The organism is uncultured Shewanella sp. (assembly GCF_947501665.1).
In the GTDB taxonomy this organism is placed as follows: Bacteria; Pseudomonadota; Gammaproteobacteria; order Enterobacterales; family Shewanellaceae; genus Shewanella.
Genome location: NZ_CANMWS010000006.1, coordinates 104,787 through 122,701, shown reverse-complemented (window position 1 = coordinate 122,701; position 17,915 = coordinate 104,787). Strand labels below are relative to the sequence as shown.

General features: G+C 39.9%; 15 protein-coding genes. 10 read left to right on the top strand and 5 right to left on the bottom strand.

The window, feature by feature from the left end; translation table 11 throughout:
• Window positions 1–29: 29 nt before the first annotated feature.
• A complete protein-coding gene (locus tag Q0976_RS05965; RefSeq protein ID WP_299492032.1) occupies window positions 30–1,595 on the top strand; it encodes a BCCT family transporter in 1,566 nt (521 codons plus the stop codon).
• 238 nt (window positions 1,596–1,833) lie between these two features.
• Here Q0976_RS05965 and Q0976_RS05960 read toward each other — a convergent pair whose 3' ends face one another.
• Together Q0976_RS05960 and rraA are read right to left on the bottom strand one after the other, a co-directional pair.
• Window positions 1,834–2,895, bottom strand: a complete 1,062-nt coding sequence (locus Q0976_RS05960) for a formimidoylglutamase (protein ID WP_299492030.1) — start codon at window positions 2,893–2,895, stop codon at window positions 1,834–1,836.
• Window positions 2,896–3,017: 122 nt separating this feature from the next.
• Window positions 3,018–3,503, bottom strand: coding sequence for a ribonuclease E activity regulator RraA (gene rraA, locus Q0976_RS05955; RefSeq protein ID WP_299492028.1), 486 nt, complete (start codon window positions 3,501–3,503; stop codon window positions 3,018–3,020).
• A 239-nt stretch (window positions 3,504–3,742) separates the two neighbouring features.
• Here rraA and Q0976_RS05950 point away from each other — a divergent pair, with 239 nt between their 5' ends.
• The 3 genes from Q0976_RS05950 (at window position 3,743) to Q0976_RS05940 (ending at window position 6,093) form a co-directional block, all read left to right on the top strand.
• On the top strand, window positions 3,743–3,985 hold the full coding sequence (locus Q0976_RS05950) for a YgjV family protein (protein ID WP_299492026.1): 243 nt from the start codon (window positions 3,743–3,745) through the stop codon (window positions 3,983–3,985).
• Window positions 3,986–4,488: 503 nt separating this feature from the next.
• On the top strand, window positions 4,489–5,001 hold the full coding sequence (locus Q0976_RS05945) for a phosphatase PAP2 family protein (RefSeq protein ID WP_299492024.1): 513 nt from the start codon (window positions 4,489–4,491) through the stop codon (window positions 4,999–5,001).
• Window positions 5,002–6,093 carry an MJ1255/VC2487 family glycosyltransferase gene (locus Q0976_RS05940; RefSeq protein ID WP_299492022.1) on the top strand — a complete coding sequence of 364 codons (1,092 nt, stop codon included), beginning with the start codon at window positions 5,002–5,004 and terminating at the stop codon, window positions 6,091–6,093. It begins immediately after the preceding gene.
• On the opposite strand, the gene Q0976_RS05935 is transcribed toward Q0976_RS05940, so the two are convergent.
• The 3 genes from Q0976_RS05935 to hslV all read right to left on the bottom strand — a co-directional run bounded on the left by Q0976_RS05935 (window position 6,062) and on the right by hslV (window position 8,425).
• On the bottom strand, window positions 6,062–6,457 hold the full coding sequence (locus Q0976_RS05935) for a DUF971 domain-containing protein (RefSeq protein ID WP_299492020.1): 396 nt from the start codon (window positions 6,455–6,457) through the stop codon (window positions 6,062–6,064). The genes Q0976_RS05940 and Q0976_RS05935 overlap by 32 nt on opposite strands.
• Before the next feature lie 82 nt (window positions 6,458–6,539).
• Window positions 6,540–7,865, bottom strand: a complete 1,326-nt coding sequence (gene hslU, locus Q0976_RS05930) for an ATP-dependent protease ATPase subunit HslU (protein ID WP_299492018.1) — start codon at window positions 7,863–7,865, stop codon at window positions 6,540–6,542.
• A 35-nt stretch (window positions 7,866–7,900) separates the two neighbouring features.
• The gene (hslV, locus tag Q0976_RS05925; protein WP_299492016.1) at window positions 7,901–8,425 is read right to left on the bottom strand and encodes an ATP-dependent protease subunit HslV; all 525 of its coding nucleotides are present in this window, start codon (window positions 8,423–8,425) and stop codon (window positions 7,901–7,903) included.
• A gap of 640 nt (window positions 8,426–9,065) precedes the next feature.
• On the opposite strand from hslV, the gene Q0976_RS05920 reads away from it, so the two are divergent.
• The 6 genes from Q0976_RS05920 to Q0976_RS05895 all read left to right on the top strand — a co-directional run bounded on the left by Q0976_RS05920 (window position 9,066) and on the right by Q0976_RS05895 (window position 17,909).
• Window positions 9,066–10,115: a rod shape-determining protein gene (locus Q0976_RS05920; protein WP_299492014.1), complete on the top strand. Its 1,050-nt coding sequence runs from the start codon at window positions 9,066–9,068 to the stop codon at window positions 10,113–10,115.
• A 43-nt stretch (window positions 10,116–10,158) separates the two neighbouring features.
• On the top strand, window positions 10,159–11,097 hold the full coding sequence (gene mreC / locus Q0976_RS05915) for a rod shape-determining protein MreC (protein WP_299492012.1): 939 nt from the start codon (window positions 10,159–10,161) through the stop codon (window positions 11,095–11,097).
• Window positions 11,094–11,582 (top strand): rod shape-determining protein MreD, encoded by a 489-nt coding sequence (gene mreD, locus Q0976_RS05910; protein WP_299492010.1) that lies wholly within the window; start codon window positions 11,094–11,096, stop codon window positions 11,580–11,582. The genes mreC and mreD overlap by 4 nt, the downstream gene beginning before the upstream one ends.
• Complete coding sequence (locus Q0976_RS05905; RefSeq protein ID WP_299492008.1) at window positions 11,582–12,190, top strand: Maf family protein; 609 nt, start codon at window positions 11,582–11,584, stop codon at window positions 12,188–12,190. Before mreD ends, Q0976_RS05905 begins: the two co-directional genes overlap by 1 nt.
• A gap of 209 nt (window positions 12,191–12,399) precedes the next feature.
• A complete protein-coding gene (gene rng, locus Q0976_RS05900; RefSeq protein ID WP_299492006.1) occupies window positions 12,400–13,902 on the top strand; it encodes a ribonuclease G in 1,503 nt (500 codons plus the stop codon).
• Entirely contained in the window at window positions 13,902–17,909 is a 4,008-nt protein-coding gene (locus Q0976_RS05895; RefSeq protein ID WP_299492004.1) for a YhdP family protein, read from the top strand. The genes rng and Q0976_RS05895 overlap by 1 nt, the downstream gene beginning before the upstream one ends.
• The last annotated feature ends 6 nt before the right edge of the window (window positions 17,910–17,915 follow it).

The window sequence follows — 17,915 nt, the reverse complement described above, 5'->3', positions numbered from 1 at the left end:
AGTAATTTTTATTAGGGATTAGGTATACTATGGATAAGTCTCAGAATGTTAGCATCTGCAAGTTTAGTTTTGTTTCTGTTTTATTACTGCTGGCCGCCATCTGTATTCCTTTAATATTTTTCCCCGAATTAACTGAAAGGTTTCTAAGTGATTTATATACCCGTTTGATTGTGAATTTAGGGTGGGTTTATATTGTCGTAACTATTGCTGCATTCGTTTTTTTGCTTATTTTAGCTTTTTCTCGTTTCGGAAAAATGAAGTTGGGCGGGATTGAGGACAATGTTGAATATTCTGATTTATCTTGGGCTGGCATGTTATTTTGTGCTGGCGTGGGGGCGGGCTTGCTGTTCTGGGCTGTGATTGAGTGGGGCTATTATTATGAAGCTCCACCGCATAATGTTGAATCGCGCTCTGTTGCGGCCATAGATTGGGCGACGAGTATGGGGTTGTTTCATTGGGGAATTGTAGCTTGGGCTATTTACTGCTTACCGACAGTGGCGATAGCTTACCCTTTTTATGTGAAGAAAGTGCCTTATTTAAGACTCAGCACAGCATTATATGGCTTAGTGGGTGATAAGCCAATCGCAAAGCCGATTGCTGCTATTGTGGATATTATTTTTATTATTAGCTTGTTAGGCGGAGCGGGATACTCTCTTGGGATCAGCACTCCAATGATCTCTGCAAGTGTGGGCTACTTATCTGATTTAAATGATAACTTTACCTTAAAATTAATGACTGCGTTGGTGTGCTCAGCATTGTTTTCAATGAGTGCTTATTTTGGTTTAAATAAAGGGATTAAGCGGTTAAGTGATGCAAATATTTTATTGGCATTTCTTTTACTCGCCTTTGTACTCTTTGTGGGGCCAACGGTGTTTATAATAAAAGTAGCGATAAATAGTTTAGGATTTCTTGCCAGTGAATTTGTCACTATGATGACTTGGACAGATCCTTATACTGATTCAGGTTTTGTCGAAAAGTGGACAATATTCTATTGGACTTGGTGGATAGCCTATGCTCCATTTGTCGGTCTATTTGTGACTAGGATCTCTAGAGGGAGAACGATTAGGCAATTGATTGCAGGTATGTTGATTTATGGCACATTGGGTGGGTATCTATTCTTCATGATTTTAGGAAATTATTCTTTATCCTTAACGTTAGAAGGGGTGGTCAACACTGCTGAAATTTTAAAAAATGAAGGTGGAGTTGCGGCGATAATAGCCACGTTTACAGCCTTACCCTTTCCTAAGTTGGTATTGGGTATTTTTTGTATTGTGAGTGTGCTCTTTTCTGCGACTACCTATGATTCGGCTTCTTATATCATTGCTTCTACGGCGACAAAGAACTTAACAGTGGGTCAAGACCCTGGTAAGTGGCACCGATTATTTTGGGCTTTTGCATTAGCAGCATTACCGATTTCGTTAATGTATATGGAAGCGTTAGAAATAATGGTGTCGATTATGTTGCTGACGTCTATTCCCATTTTATTGATTGGTTTTTTTTCTGCTATTGCTTTAGTCAAAACCCTAAAACGAGACTTTCCCTTTAAGCCTGTAGTGATAAAAAACACTAAAGTGATCACAAATAGCCATAATTAAACAAACTCTTTTTAATTTACCTTAACTCAGGACAATGAGTGTTTGTTTAAACAAAGTTATATTAAAAACAATAAATTAATTTATTGTTTTTATTTATGTCACTTTTTGCACAATGTCGATATTTTTGTCGAAATCAAGGCGGGATTTCGTGCCTAATCGCACGCTATGAGTAGAAAGCACAACACGGATAGGGGCCAAAATAGTGATATTTAATGGCGCTGCTTAACCCAAGTTCAGGTTAATTATATCTCAATGTGTTGTTTAGTCTTGCTTGCATGTATGTGAGCATAAGCTCGCTAATACTTTGTCCTATCATTCGAGAGCCCGCATCGAGACCTGAGGGGTGGCAACTTGGAGCGGCTTCTGCTAAGTGTAAATAAGTACATTGACAATGTTTGGCAATGTCATGTACGTAATGGATTGCATCTATTAGTGGAATGCCAGCCACGGTGGAAGCACTGCTTGGCATATTGATTATCGCGTCCAAATCCAGTTCAAGAGCCACTGGTTTTTGAGTATTGTTTAAGGATTTTTTTATGTTATATAAGGCTTTTTCTAATGTTATTTCTCTTCTTAGCCAAATTTGTTGAAGGCTATGCCAATGACCTCCAAAAGCGGTAAGTTGTTCTAGAGATGCTTCGGTATTTTTATGTTCATGTAATCCAAGGACATGGTAGTAATTCAGTGCCCCTTCTGCCGCTGCATAACTGAAGCCATTACCACTATGTCTGCCTTCTCTAAGCCGAAAATCACAATGGGGATCAAGATTTACGGCCGCGATAGGTGTATTTTTGGCAGCCTTGCTTGCCATTAATAAACCATAAGCATTATTGTGCCCACCGCCGATGATAATAGGCTCTAATCCTGCTGCTATAATTGGTGTGAGTATTTTTATGACCCGCTCATCAAGTTGTTCAACTTGTTTTCTTAAATGACTGATATTTTGTTCGAGCTCATTTTGAAGATCATCTGTTATAATTTGGCCAAGAATAAGGCATTGATTACCAGTAAAAAAGCGATTTGATTGCATATTGATAAAGTGAGCGATTCCACTTTCATAGGCATCCGCCGCACCGCCTCGGCCAAGGTTTGCTCTTGGACCAATATCTTCACCGATACCAATAATGACAAAACGAACGCCTTTATTTTGTGCGTCAAGGATGATTTCATCGAGGGAGTTATTATCCGCAGGCGTTTGGACAACTTGCCCCAGTTTGGTTTCTCCTATTCTTGCTCCACCCGCTTTTTGAATTAGCTTCGCTAAACCTCGTTGGGTGAAAAGTGTTAAATGCTGTGTCATCGTTTCGTTCGCCTGAAACATACCTGTCGGTCTTAGGTATTGATTGACCGTTTAATGGTTATGGATGAAGAGAAACAAAAGGAGGCGACTAAGCACTCCTTCTGATTTTATTTGTACTAGGGTCAGTCAATATCTAGTGGCTCAGGGGATAAGATAATGCCGGTATTGTCCGCATAAATATGATCCCCTGGTAAGAAAGTCACTCCTCCAAAATTAACGGGAATTTCCAATTCACCATTAGTGTTGCCATCGGCTGCGACAGGAATAGAGGCTAAGGCTTGAATGCCAATATCTAAATCTTCTAGTGCATCGACATCTCTTACTGAGCCGTAAACAATAATGCCTTCCCAGTGATGATCACAGGCAATTTGAGCAATATTAGAATCGATTAATGCTCGTCTAAGCGAGCCACCACCATCAATTAATAATACCTTGCCTTCGCCATCATCTTGTAAGGCATCTATAATTAACCCATTATCTTCAAAGCACTTTATAGTGCTAATGGCACCGCCAAATGAGCTACAACCCCCATAATTACTAAACATGGGTTCGACAACATCAACGACATCGAGATAAGTATCACAAAGTTCTGAGGTGTTGTATTCCATAATGACACTCCTGAGAGGTAAATTTTGCACAGGGTTAGGGTGCAATGACAATGATTTAACCCAGTATATAAGGGTTTTTTAAAAAGAAAAGTGATATCAGGAGGAAATTGATTTAAACCAGTTAATGGTATATCTCTAAGTGTCAAAATAGCATTGATTCTAGGGGCGACTAAGCTGAGTTTAAAGGTGCAAAATACTCATTAGCTCGAGCCTGACTAATGACTTAAAAAGGAGAGTACATGCAAGATGTAAATTGGATTGAAATGTTGGGGTACTTAGCATCAATTATTATTGTAATTTCTTTTATGATGAAAGATATCATTAAGTTACGTTGTTTAAATGGTACGGGTTGCCTGTTGTTTTCACTGTATGGCGTCTTGATTGGTGCTTGGCCTGTTGCGGCGATGAATGGGTTTATCGCGATTGTGAATATATATCATTTATTCAAGATATATTTGAAAAAAAAGCACTCGTTAAAATAAGGAGCTGTATTTATACATGACCTCATGGTCGTTTGCTCACCTTTTATGTGAATACGATATTTGCTTATCTTACCAGTATGGATATAAGAAATGTCTATTGTTTGGAATAACAAAGACCTTAACATTAGGTGCTGAAGATAGAGAAATGGCCTGAAACTTAAGCCGACGACCCCATGGATGGGGAAGATAGAGCGACGTCTGGAACCTAAGCCGACGACCCCATGGATGGGGAAGGTAGAGCGACGTCTGGAACCCAAGCCGACGACCCTATGGATGGGGAAGATAGAGCGGCGTTTTTATTAACGGTCTTAAGAAACGAGCATTAACGATTAACACAGCTTATTCTCTTACTGCGGATGACTGAATTGAACCACGCTAAGATATTAATACTGTAGAAGCGACTCAATACCTTTAATTGTCATAAAAAAGTCGATAAGCCTTCATTGATTTGTCATGGGGCGCTCTTAATGTTGATGATTAATATTGAATAAGGTGCGATGCCTATGTTCGAGATGATATTTAAATTGGATAAACTGGCTTTTAGTCAATTGAATAAGTTTGCCCATCGTTATCAATTAATAAAATTAGCGACAAAAATTTCAATGACAGGAGACGGTCCGTGGTATTTATACTTTATGGCGTTATTACAAGTATTACACCCTAAAGGAGAGGACTTTTTCAACCTTGCCGGATTGAGTTTATTATTGGCTTTTACGCTTTATCTTATTTTAAAAAACATCTCCCGTAGGCAACGTCCTTGCCACGAAGAAGATTTTATTGCGATTCCCTTTGAGCCTTCAGACAGGTTTAGTTTACCTTCAGGGCATACGACAGCGGCTTTTGTGATGGCAACGAGTGTGAGTTATATTTTCCCTGAATGGATAATGTTCTCATATTCTTGGGCTGTATGTATTGGTTTATCTAGAATGATTTTAGGTGTGCATTATCCTCTTGATATTTTGGTCGGGAGTGTATTAGGCATTGAGACTGTTCATTTGATATATGCACTTATTTGAATGCGGATTTTATACGGGGTACAGGGCACTGGAAATGGGCATGTCAGTCGAGCCAGAGTAATGGCAAAGGCTTTTATTGAGAAAGGGATTAAAGTCGATTACTTATTTTCTGGTCGAGGGGATATCCCTTTTTTTGAAATGGCACTTTTTGGTGATTATCAAACGCAAAAAGGACTGACTTTCACTACTCAAAATGGCAGAGTTAATCTTTCAAAGACCTTTAAAAATAATTCACTGTTATCGATCAATCGTGAAATATCTCATTTAGATTTAACCCCTTACGACTTAGTTATTAGCGATTTTGAACCTATTACAGCTTGGGCAGCAAGAAAGCAAGGGGTGGCATCGATAGGGATTAACCATCAATTGGCGTTGCGTTACCCTGTACCTAAACTAGGAGATTCATGGTTAGGCCAATGTTTTTTAAATAATTTTGCTCCTGTCGATATCCCATTAGCCTGTCATTGGCATCATTTTGGCTTCCCCATTTTACCACCGATTGTTGATGTCATCCCGAGTGCTATGGAATTAAGTCAGCAAGTTGTAGTGTATTTACCTTTTGAACATCCTCAGAGCATCATTGAGTTAATTGCTCCCTTTGAGGAATATCAGTTCATTGTTTATCATCCCATTTCAATGACAAAAGTGTTGCCTGATCATGTGAAATGGCAATCATTAAACGGTGATTTATTCAAACGAGATGTCGCCTGCTGTGCTGGGGTGATCAGTAATGCAGGTTTTGAATTGCCCAGTGAAGCGTTAATGTTGGGAAAGAAATTATTAGTGAAGCCTTTACACGGTCAATTTGAACAATTATCGAATATGGCGGCGTTGGCGTTATTGGGGGCAGCAGATTGTATGATGAAGTTGGATAAAGATGTTGTTAGGCGATGGTTAAAATCGGCGTCACGTGAAGCGATTAATTACCCTCCTCTTGGAGAGTGTTTAGTGGATTGGATTATATCTGGAAATTGGAACGAGATTGCTTCCTTGTGTCAATCTGTTTGGCAAGAGGTAAGATTACCCGAAACATGGCAAAAAAAAAGCGTATCGACTAACGTTATCGGTGATATTTCACTGCCATATCGATGAGCGGTTCTCTACTGCTTTTCTCTTGCTTTAAGCGTGAGAGATAATCTTGCCATAAAGATGATTGTTCTGTGGCTAATTTGTACAAGTATTCCCAAGAGTATAGCCCTGTATCATGCCCATCATCAAAGGTAATTTTAACCGCATAATTACCTAAGGCGTCTATTGCCGTAATATTGACATTTTTTTTGTGAGCAACAAGCACTGGGTGTCCGTGGCCTTGTACTTCAGCTGAAGGGGAGTGGACACGAAGCATTTCACAGCTTAAAGAATAAGATTCCCCCGTATTGAACATGATATCAAGTTCACGAGACTTTTTCTTTAAAGTTAAATCAGTAACATAAGGCGTTTGATTGTGTTGTGTCATGAAAGTTTCCTAAAACGGCATCATTTTGGTGATGCCGTTAAGTTGTGCTAGAAATGACAAGTGCCTTTTAGACGTTGCTTTATTATAAAATAAAGCGGCTTAAATCTTCATCAAGTACAAGATCATCTAAGTGGGCTTTGACATATTCTGCATCAACGACGGCTTCACTGCCTGATTTGTCAGAGGCATCATAAGATAGCTCTTCCATTAAGCGTTCCATTACCGTATGTAGACGACGAGCACCGATATTTTCAGTTCGCTCATTGACTTGCCATGCAGCTTTTGCAATGTGTTCAATGCCATCTTGTGTAAATTGGACTTTTACGCCTTCTGTTGCCATTAAAGCGACATATTGCTCAGTCAGCGATGCATGGGGCTCCGTTAAAATACGTTGGAAATCTTCCGCGGAAAGTGCTTCTAATTCTACGCGAATAGGAAGACGCCCCTGTAGCTCAGGGATCAGATCGGATGGTTTTGCCATTTGAAAAGCGCCAGAGGCGATAAACAAAATGTGATCCGTCTTGACCATACCATGTTTAGTGTTAATGGTGCTGCCTTCAACCAAAGGCAGTAAATCACGTTGTACACCTTCACGGGAAACATCAGGGCCGGATGCGTCACCACGCTTACAGATTTTATCTATTTCATCAAGAAAAACAATGCCATGCTGTTCAACTAATTCAATAGCTTGCTCTTTAAGATCTTCTTGGTTGACCAGCTTTCCAGCTTCTTCTTCGATTAATAATTTTTGCGCTTCTTTAATATTCAGCTTACGTCGCTTACTGGTACCCGGTCCCATATTTTGGAACATGCTTTGCAATTGGTTGGTCATTTCTTCCATGCCAGGTGGCGACATGATTTCAATACCGACTTGAGGTGCAGCGACGTCAATTTCAATTTCTTTATCGTCTAATTGCCCTTCGCGTAGCTTTTTACGAAAGATCTGACGAGTATTAGAGTCGTCAGCTTTATCTGCGTCCCACTCGCCATTAGGCTTAGGAATTAATGCATCTAAAATACGTTCTTCAGCATTTTCTTCAGCTTGTGTTTTGCACTTTGCCATTTGCTCTTCACGAGTCAATTTTATAGCAATATCGGTCAAATCACGAATGATCTGGTCAACTTCTTTGCCGACATAACCGACTTCAGTAAATTTTGTCGCTTCCACTTTAATAAAAGGGGCTTTGGCAAGTTTTGCCAAGCGACGAGCAATCTCTGTTTTACCGACGCCAGTTGGGCCAATCATTAAAATATTTTTTGGTGTGACTTCTTGACGTAAATCATTTTCAAGTTGCATGCGTCGCCAGCGATTACGCAGGGCAATAGCAACGGAACGTTTAGCCTTTTGTTGGCCAATAATGTGGCTGTCCAGCTCATGGACAATCTCACGTGGGGTCATTTCAGACATAATTTTTCCTCGTGCCTATAGCTGGAAGCTTGCTATTAATAGGTAATTTCTTCAACAGTTTTATGTTGGTTAGTAAAGACGCAGATATCACCCGCAATAGTGAGTGATTTTTCGGCGATTTCACGCGCGCTTAATTCAGTATTTTCAAGTAATGCTGTGGCTGCAGATTGTGCAAAGTTACCGCCTGAACCGATGGCGATAAGATCGTTCTCTGTTTGCACAACATCACCATTACCCGTAATAATGAGTGATGCTTCGGTATCTGCTACGGCTAAAATCGCTTCTAATTTGCGCAGCATTTTATCGGTACGCCAATCTTTAGCCATTTCAACGGCTGCTTTCATTAAATGCCCTTGATGCATTTCAAGTTTAGCTTCAAAGCGCTCAAATAAAGTAAATGCATCAGCGGTACCGCCTGCAAACCCTGCAAGTACTTTATTATTGTATAGGCGGCGTACTTTCTTGGCGTTACCTTTCATGACGGTATTGCCTAGGGAAACTTGTCCATCACCAGCGATAACGACTTGGTTATTACGGCGAACTGATACGATAGTGGTCACAATAATTCCTCTTCTCTAGCCAGCGGCAATGGGCCGACTGGATGATGATAAATTAAGATATGGGGGATGTTATCAATAATTCAAGGGTAAACTGGAAAACTTGATAGTAGAGGTTGAATAAATCAATGAGCAATTCCCCTTTAGTCGTTTAAGTTTATTTTAGTTCTTTGATTCTGAGTCGTTTTGTTCAAGGGGCGATAGTAAAACGCATGATGTAGAGTATTTAGATTAGTTGCTTTTTTGAACAAGAGGGGCTTGAAGAGTGTGATTGTCTTTAAAGGTGTGACAATGAGCTCTTTTTGGTTATGTAAATAATATGAAAACAGAATCATTTTTTTAAAGTAATCGGTTAGCTCTTCTTATGTAGATGATTTATCGTCATTTGCTGTATTTTTAATACGTATTTTTGGCAATTGATATAAAAACAGTGGATAAATCTGTATTTTATTTGTTTGCTATATATGCAATCGATTAGTTTATTTTAACAAAAATAGCTTTTTTATGAGGTAATATGCATTTTATACGAAAAAATCGTCACTCATTCGCGATTGTTAACGTCTATGCCCTTGTAGAATTTAAGAAGCGTGATAAAGTTAGCTGATTTCTTTTTTCAATGACTCCACTGAGACAGGCTGGTTACATGTTCAAGAAGCTGCGTGGCATTTTTTCTAACGATTTATCGATCGATTTGGGTACTGCTAATACATTAATTTATGTTCGTGAAGAGGGCATAGTATTAGATGAGCCTTCTGTTGTGGCTATTCGCGCTGAGCGAGGCAATTCAGGACAAAAGTCTGTTGCGGCAGTGGGGACAGAGGCCAAACAAATGTTGGGCAGAACGCCTGGCAACATACAAGCTATTCGTCCAATGAAAGACGGTGTTATCGCCGATTTTTATGTGACAGAAAAAATGCTTCAGCATTTTATTAAGCAAGTTCACAACAATAGCGTATTTCGTCCCAGTCCAAGAGTGTTGGTTTGTGTACCTGTTGGGGCGACACAAGTTGAGCGACGGGCTATCCGTGAATCAGCTATCGGTGCGGGTGCCAGAGATGTTTATTTAATTGAAGAGCCTATGGCAGCAGCAATTGGAGCGGGGTTGCCTGTATCTGAGGCGACGGGTTCTATGGTTGTTGATATTGGTGGCGGTACGACTGAAGTGGCTATCATTTCATTAAATGGTGTGGTGTACTCTTCATCAGTGCGTATTGGTGGTGACAAATTTGATGATGCCATCATTAATTACGTTCGTCGTAATTATGGTAGTTTAATTGGTGAGGCAACCGCTGAGCGTATTAAACATACCATAGGAACAGCTTATCCCGGTGATGAAGTGCTTGAAATAGAAGTGCGTGGTCGCAATCTTGCAGAAGGTGTACCTCGCAGTTTTACATTGAATAGCAATGAGATATTAGAAGCACTGCAAGAACCATTATCAGGGATTGTCAGTGCTGTTATGGTGGCGTTAGAGCAATCACCTCCAGAGCTTGCCTCGGATATTTCAGAGCGTGGTATGGTCTTAACTGGCGGTGGTGCCCTTATTCGTGATTTAGATCGTTTGCTGATGCAAGAAACAGGGATCCCTGTGATGATTGCTGAAGACCCATTAACTTGCGTCGCACGTGGAGGGGGAAAAGCCCTTGAAATGATCGATATGCATGGCGGTGATCTGTTCTCCGACGAAAATTAACGCGTTTCTTTTATTGGGCGGTTAATCCCGCCTTAGTGATCCTATGAAGCCTATTTTTGTTCGTGGAATTTCAAATCAATTTAGACTAACACTGGCAGTGATACTGTCAGTGATTTTACTTGTTGCTAACGACAGACTCGATCCTGCGCGTGATGCCCTTTCTTCTTTACTCAGTCCTTTACAATATGTAGCCAGTTTTCCTGGGCAATTATTGGATATATCGGCAGAGAACCTTGCCACACGAAATATGCTGGCAAAACAAAACAAAAGTTTATTAAGAAAGCAATTATTAATGAGTGAACGCTTACAAAGGTTTGAGTTTTTGCGCCAAGAAAACGAGCGTTTAAGAGCGTTACTTGGTTCCCCAGTGCATATGGATGCCAAAAAGATGGTTGCTGAAGTCATGGAAGTGGCAAGCGATCCTTTTCATCAATATGTTGTGCTCAACAGAGGAAAGAAGAGTGGTGTGTTTGTTGGCCAACCTGTTGTAGATGCACAAGGTGTCGTTGGGCAAGTGACTCAAGTTAGTGAGTTAACCAGTCGTGTTTTGTTATTATCCGATGTTTCCCATGCTATACCTGTTCGCTTAACACGTAATGATGCTCGATTTGTTATTAATGGAACTGGTGTACTGGATGAATTGGAACTGAGGTATGTGTCAAAAAGTACCGATATCCGTGTAGGTGATTTATTGGTGTCATCTGGATTAGGGAAACGGTTTCCTGAAGGGTATCCAGTTGCAAGGGTGATGAGTGTGATTAAAGATGACGGTAAAAGTTATGCCAGTGTCACAGCTCAACCTTTAGCGGCGTTAGACCGTATTCGTTATTTATTATTACTATGGCCAGATACCCATGAGCACGATGTTGTCCCGGATAATAAATATAAGGATGTGAGTGACGCTAACGAAGTGTTAGCTGAAAACGATTCACCCGCTAATACGCCGACATCTGCTGGACAGAACGCTGAGGTGAACGAATGAGTTTACATTTGCCAAATGGGCGTTGGGTTGTTTGGTTAAGTTTTTTATTGGCCATGTTATTTCAAATCATGCCGTTACCCGAAGGGGTGGCTGTGTGGCGGCCAGATTGGTTATTGCTGGTGATGACGTATTGGGCAATGGCTTTACCACACCGCTATAATATTTTAACCGCGTGGGTATTGGGGTTATTGCTGGATATTCTTTTAGGCGCCACCCTTGGGATCCGCTCACTGGGTATGTCGATAGTTATCTATGGGGTAGTATTGCATTTTCAGCGATTGCGCAATTTTCCGATTTGGCAACAATCATTATTTGTTGCAGCTGAAGTGGCTGTTTATCAACTCATCGTTTTTTGGCTCCAGTTTGTTGTTGATGGTGCTAAATTTGAATTGAGTTTACTTTTCCCCGCCGTATCAAGTTTATTTCTATGGGTATGGGTTTTTTGGATTTTACGTCGAATGAGACGTAAGTATAAGGTAAGGTAATGAAAGCGTTAGTGTTAGCTTCCGCGTCACCAAGACGAAAACAATTATTAAGTCAATTACTTTTTAGTCAGCCTGAGGTCACTTTTACAATATTGCCTGCGGATATTGATGAAACGCCACAAGTGGGAGAGACACCAGCAGCATTGGTGATGCGCTTAGCTTGTGAAAAAGCCCGTGCAGGTTGGTTACTTGCTCAGTCTCAATCGTGTTTTTCTGACGTGGCTTCACTCAACGTTTTGGGATCAGATACCCTTGTGGTGTTTAATCATCAAATGTTAGGCAAGCCCACAGATGAACTTGATGCAAAAACAATGTTGCAAACGCTATCTGGCCAAGAGCACGAGGTGATGACTGCTGTTGCATTAACGGACGGGGTGAAAACACTGACTCGCTTAGTTATAACCAAAGTCAGTTTTTGTGCTCTCTCAGCCTTAGATATTGAGTCTTATATTGCAACAGGTGAGCCCATGGATAAAGCAGGCGCTTATGGCATTCAGGGCATAGGCGGGAATTTTGTTTCTCGTATTCAAGGGAGTTATTCTGCTGTGGTCGGTTTACCTTTAGTTGAAACCCAAGATTTACTGAAAGAAATGCAATTATTACGATGATATTGAGGGAACATTCATCTTATTCGGTTATCTAACAACGTCGTGGTAGTTGAAGAGAAGTGAATATTAAGCAGTGAAATAATACTGTGGAGTCAAAATTTCTATTATTTTATTTCTGTGTTACTACATTGTTTAGCGCCAAGTAGAGTGCTAACCCAGTACCTAGATGACTTGGGTATATAAAAAAAATGTCTTAAGTGAGTGTTAAAATGGGCCGTATCATAAGTAAGCCAGTACAAGGAAAGATAGGATCTGAATTGTTGATTAATGTCACTCCCACAGAAGCAAGGGTGGCATTAGTTGAATATGGTATTTTACAAGAAGTCCATATTGAGCGGCGAATGAAGCGAGGGCTTGTTGGTAATATTTACAAAGGTAAGGTGAGCCGAGTGTTACCGGGTATGCAGGCCGCTTTTGTTGATATTGGGCTGGATAAAGCCGCTTTCCTTCACGCATCGGATATTGTTCCTCATACAGAGTGTGTGGCTGATACTGATAAAGATCATTTTACCGTACAAGATATTCGGCAATTAGTCAGACCGGGTCAAGCCGTTATTGTGCAAGTGATTAAAGATCCGATTGGTACCAAAGGTGCCCGTTTAACAACTGATATTACTTTGCCTTCTCGTTATTTAGTGTTTATGCCTGGAGCCAGTCATGTGGGCGTATCTCAACGAATAGAGTCGGCTAAAGTGAGGGCGAGACTGAAAGGTTTGACAGAACCCTTTGTTGATGAAAATGGAGGGTTTATCATTCGCACTGCTGCGGAAAATGCCGGAGAAACAGAACTGGTACAAGATGCAGCGTTTTTAAGACGAGTATGGGCTAAAGTCAGTGAAAGGCGTAAGCGACCCGGTGTGTCTTTACTTTATCAAGATCTTGCTCTTCCTGTACGTATTGTTCGTGATTTTGTCGGAACTGAACTGGATAGAGTACAAGTGGATTCCAGTCAAACATTTGCAGAGCTTCAGAATTTTACTCAAGAATTTATGCCTGAAATTGCGGATAAATTAGAAAATTACTCAGGCTCTGTGTCTATTTTTGATTTATATGATGTAGAAAATGAAATTCAGCGTGCTTTAGGCCGAAAAGTTGAATTAAAATCAGGCGGATATTTGATTATTGATCAAACTGAAGCCATGACCACAATTGATATTAATACCGGCGCATTTGTGGGGCATCGTAATCTCGAAGAAACCATTTTTAACACTAATTTAGAAGCCACTCAGGTGATTGCTCGTCAATTAAGATTACGTAATCTCGGTGGTATTATTATTATCGACTTTATTGATATGCAAAATAAAGAACATAAAAGTCGTGTACTCAACAGTTTAGAACAAGCGCTCTCTTTTGATCGAGTGAAAACCAGTCTTAGTGGTTTTTCTGGCTTAGGTTTGGTGGAGATGACACGTAAGCGTACACGGGAAAGCTTAGAACATATTTTATGTGGTGAATGCCCTTCTTGCCAAGGTACAGGGAGTTTGAAAACAGTAGAAACTGTTTCTTATGAAATGTTTAGAGAGATTATTCGCTTAAATCGCAGCTATGATGCTGATGAGTTCCTTGTGTATTGCGCACCGGCTGTTTATAACACATTAAAAGAAGATGAAAGCCATTTTTTGGCTGAGTTGGAAATATATGTTGGAAAAAGAGTTAAACTACAAAGTGAACCTTTATATGCTCAAAATAAATTTGATGTGGTGATAATGTAGTGTTCTCTTTTTTTAGACCGTTTAAAGTGCTGCGTTTCTGCTGGCTTTCATTAGCTGGTCTTTTGGTATTGTTTGCGCTTTTAGTGAGTCTAATTCGAGGCTTGTTGCCTGAATTGGATGAAGTGAAGGCGGAGGTAGTTCATTATGTCGAGCAGACATATCAAGTCAAGGTGGAAGTGGGGCAGCTTCATGCTCGGTGGCGGGCATTTGGACCGGCATTGACCGTCACCAACCTTGTATTACCCAAACAAAATAACCTTCCTCTTACATTTTCTATTTCTCAAGCGCATATTAAGCTCGATTTTTGGCAGAGTTTATTGACGTTTAGTCCACAAATTGAAACTGTTATTTTTGATGGTATTGATGTCACATTAAACCTTGATGCGTTAAAAGAAAATACATCGGATCCTAAAACGTCTTCTGATACGACCTGGTTATATGGCTTATTGTTAGAGCAACTCAAACGTTTTACTGTGAGAGATGCAAGTATTACTCTTGAAAGCCATTCACATAAGTATAACCCTATTTATATCAAAGATTTAATATGGCGCAATAGAGAAAAACAGCATTTAGGGAAAGGTCTTGTTTATTTAGACGATAATGGCTCTGTGGCTGAAAGTTTGTCTTTAAATGTGGCATTAAAAGGCAATGGTTACCGTCCAGATAACTTAGTGGGACAGATATATTTAGCCGCTAATAGCTTGGATGTTGGGCATTGGGCATCGAGGCAACCTTCGAGGTTTAAGCGAGAGCAAAGGATGCACCTTAAGGGAGCCGTTAATTTTGAAGCTTGGTTGAGTATTGCGCATCGTCGCATAGAGTCTGCTGATGTTAATTTTAGGCCTAGTTGGTTAACCTGGTATTTAAACCAACAAGAACAGAATTTTACCATTGGAAAAGGCCAACTTTCTTGGCAGAGAAAGGAAGACGGTTGGGCATTAACAAGCAGTGATTTAGCCTTTTCAAGTAATGATACTCCTTGGCCTGTGTTGAAGTTAGGAGCAAAAGAAGAGCAAGGTCGCACCTTTGCTTATCTTAATGAGATTGATATTGGTTTATTACAACCTTTGTTGCCCTTATTTTCTAAGTTAGATAAAGAGGTGCTTGATACATGGCAGTTGATGGCCCCTAAAGGAAAGCTATTTGATTTACGTTTTTCTCAGCAAGAAGAAAATAAGCCGCAAATCAGTGTTAATGCCAAAGGGCTGGTTTGGCAAGGAGTGAAGAATATACCCAGTATATCACCTGTCGATTTGACCCTTATCGCTCAAAACGATCAAGTGTATTTTACTTTGCCTTCTCAACATTATTCATTAGATTTTAAAAATAGTTTTAAAGCACCATTAGTGTTTTCAGCTGACGAGGTGACAGGGCGGTTTGATGTCAATACACAGTCATTAATTCTTCCTAATGTAAGGTTGAAAAATGAAGATTTAACGCTCGAAACTGCTGTTAAAATGGATTTTAAAGCACCAATGACTCTCGGACTATTAGCCAATGTATCGGTTGATAATATTAGTCACGCCCAAAAGTATTTTCCTCAATCAGTGATGAGTCAAGATGTGGTTGATTATTTAGACTCTGCACTTAAAGCGGGTCAGATAGAAAAAGGAACGGTGGTTTGGCAAGGGGCGTTGGATGATTACCCCTATGATAACCACAATGGTATTTTTCAAGCAGGCTTTAATTTAAAGCAGGGGACTTATCAATTTCAGCCTGACTGGCCTGCAATAACTCATCTCTCCTTATATGGCTTATTTGAAAATGCGGCAATGGATCTATGGGTTAAACAAGGTGATTTGTTAAAGGTGCCTGCAAAGGGGACCCATGTCTCGATAGATAATTTAGTGGAAAAGCCAATATTAGGTATTCAGTCGACATTATCGACACAAGCTGTGGCTGCAGAAGAAGTCATACAAGACTCGCCTTTATCTGATACTGTTGGTGAAACGCTTAAGGTGCTTAATGTTAAAGGACCTTTGACTGGAGCATTGGATCTGTCTATTCCTTTGTATGGCAAAGATAATGAAAGCATTAAAGGCACCGTTAACTTTAACAACAACCCTGTTTATGTCTCAGAGCCTGGTATTCAGCTATCAAATGTGACCGGAGAAATTCAATTTAATAATGACGTGGTAACGGGGAAAAACATTTCTGCTACCTTGTATAATCAGCCAGTGAGTTTTGATTTTTACACAGGCGAGAAACATAAAAAATATGCGGTTAATGTTGATTTTAAAGGTCATTGGCAATTAGGTACCTTATCGAATGAATTGAATAATCCATTGAGTGATTATTATCGAGGCACTTTAGATTGGACTGGGAGTTTATTATTGGCCTTTGGAGACGGCGGATACAGCTTACAGGGGCAAATTAATTCCGATTTAATGGGGACTGAGCTGTTATTACCCGCACCTTTTCATAAAGAAAAGCAGCAAAAAAGGGCTTTATTGGCTGAAATTGTAGGTGATGATAAGCAGTTGTCTTTAGGTGTTAAAATTGGTCAACAATCTGAGTTTTGGGGAGCATTTGACTTTGACCCTAAAGGTGAATCATCACTGGGCTCATATGATTTATTATTAGGCCGTTTATTTAAACCAGGAGATAAGCTACAACGGAATAAGGGACACTTACAGTTAGAATTGGATAAAGCTAATTTTTTACAGTGGGATCCAATTATTAAAAAGTTTATTGGTGATGATAAAAGCGAAAATATAGCGTCAGAGGCGCAGACTAAATCAGCCAAATTGACGATGAAAAGACCATTATTTCCGACACTTAATCTGATTTCAGGTCATATAGGTCAGTTAGACTTTTTAGGGCATAATGTGGACAATGTGAAGTTTACTTCATTTGCTGTTGAAAAGGCTTGGCGTTTAAAGGCGACTTCTGATCAATTTACTGGGTATGTCGACTTTTACCCAAATTGGTTGCAACAAGGGTTAAAAATTGCCGCTCAAAAATTATATTTACAGAACTTGAGTAAAGATGTTGAGTCTGATGATCAAAAAAATACGCAAAGTCTGTCTATCAAAAATAAAGACAATAGTGTGTCAACAAACGTAGATGAAGTTGAGAAGGTCAATCCTATCACTTTACCTCCTTTAGCCATTAATGCTGAGGACTTTAGAGTCGGAGGAAAGCAATTAGGACAGCTAGTGTTACAGGCAACTCCAATTGAGAATGCTTATCAAATTCAAACTTTATCTTTAACAACTCCCGATATTCAATTACAAGGTAAAGGGGCTTGGTATTATAAAGATCAGAATAAAACTCGGCTTAAATTAGATTTAACCGCGAAGAAGTTTGATGCTGTCTCTAAGGTGTTGGGTATTGATCCTGGATTAAAAGATGCGCCTTTATCGATGGCGGCGACTTTAGCGTGGGTAGGTGCGCCATATGAATTTAGTTTAGATACTCTCAGTGGTCAGATTAATTTTACATTGGGCAAGGGACATTTAACAGAGGTGAGTGATAAGGGGGCGAGGATTTTATCCTTGTTCAGTTTAGATTCGATTTTACGTAAGTTAACACTCGATTTTTCTGATGTGTTTGGTAAGGGGCTTTATTTCGATTCGTTTAAGGGCACACTGGATATAGACAATGGTGTCGCAAAAACAACGAATACAGAGATGAAAGCTATTGTGGGTGACATGAAAGTCAGGGGATACACAAACTTATTGAATGAAAATATTAATTATGACATTAAGTTTATGCCTAAACTCGCGTCCAGTGTGCCAACGGTCGTATTGTTAACGACAGGAGGGTGGACATTTGGATTGGGGGCGTTTGTTCTTACTAAAGTGTTAGAGCCTGTGATTGAAGTGATTTCTGAATTACGCTTTAGAGTGACTGGAACCATGTCCGAGCCAATATTGAAAGAATTACCTCGCAAAAGTAAAGAAATCCAAATTCCTGAGTCTGTATTATCAGACTCTAAAGCCGCACAAGATAATGCTAATAAACCTGTGGTTGCCCCGCAAACGCCCACATCGACAGAACAATAATTGAAC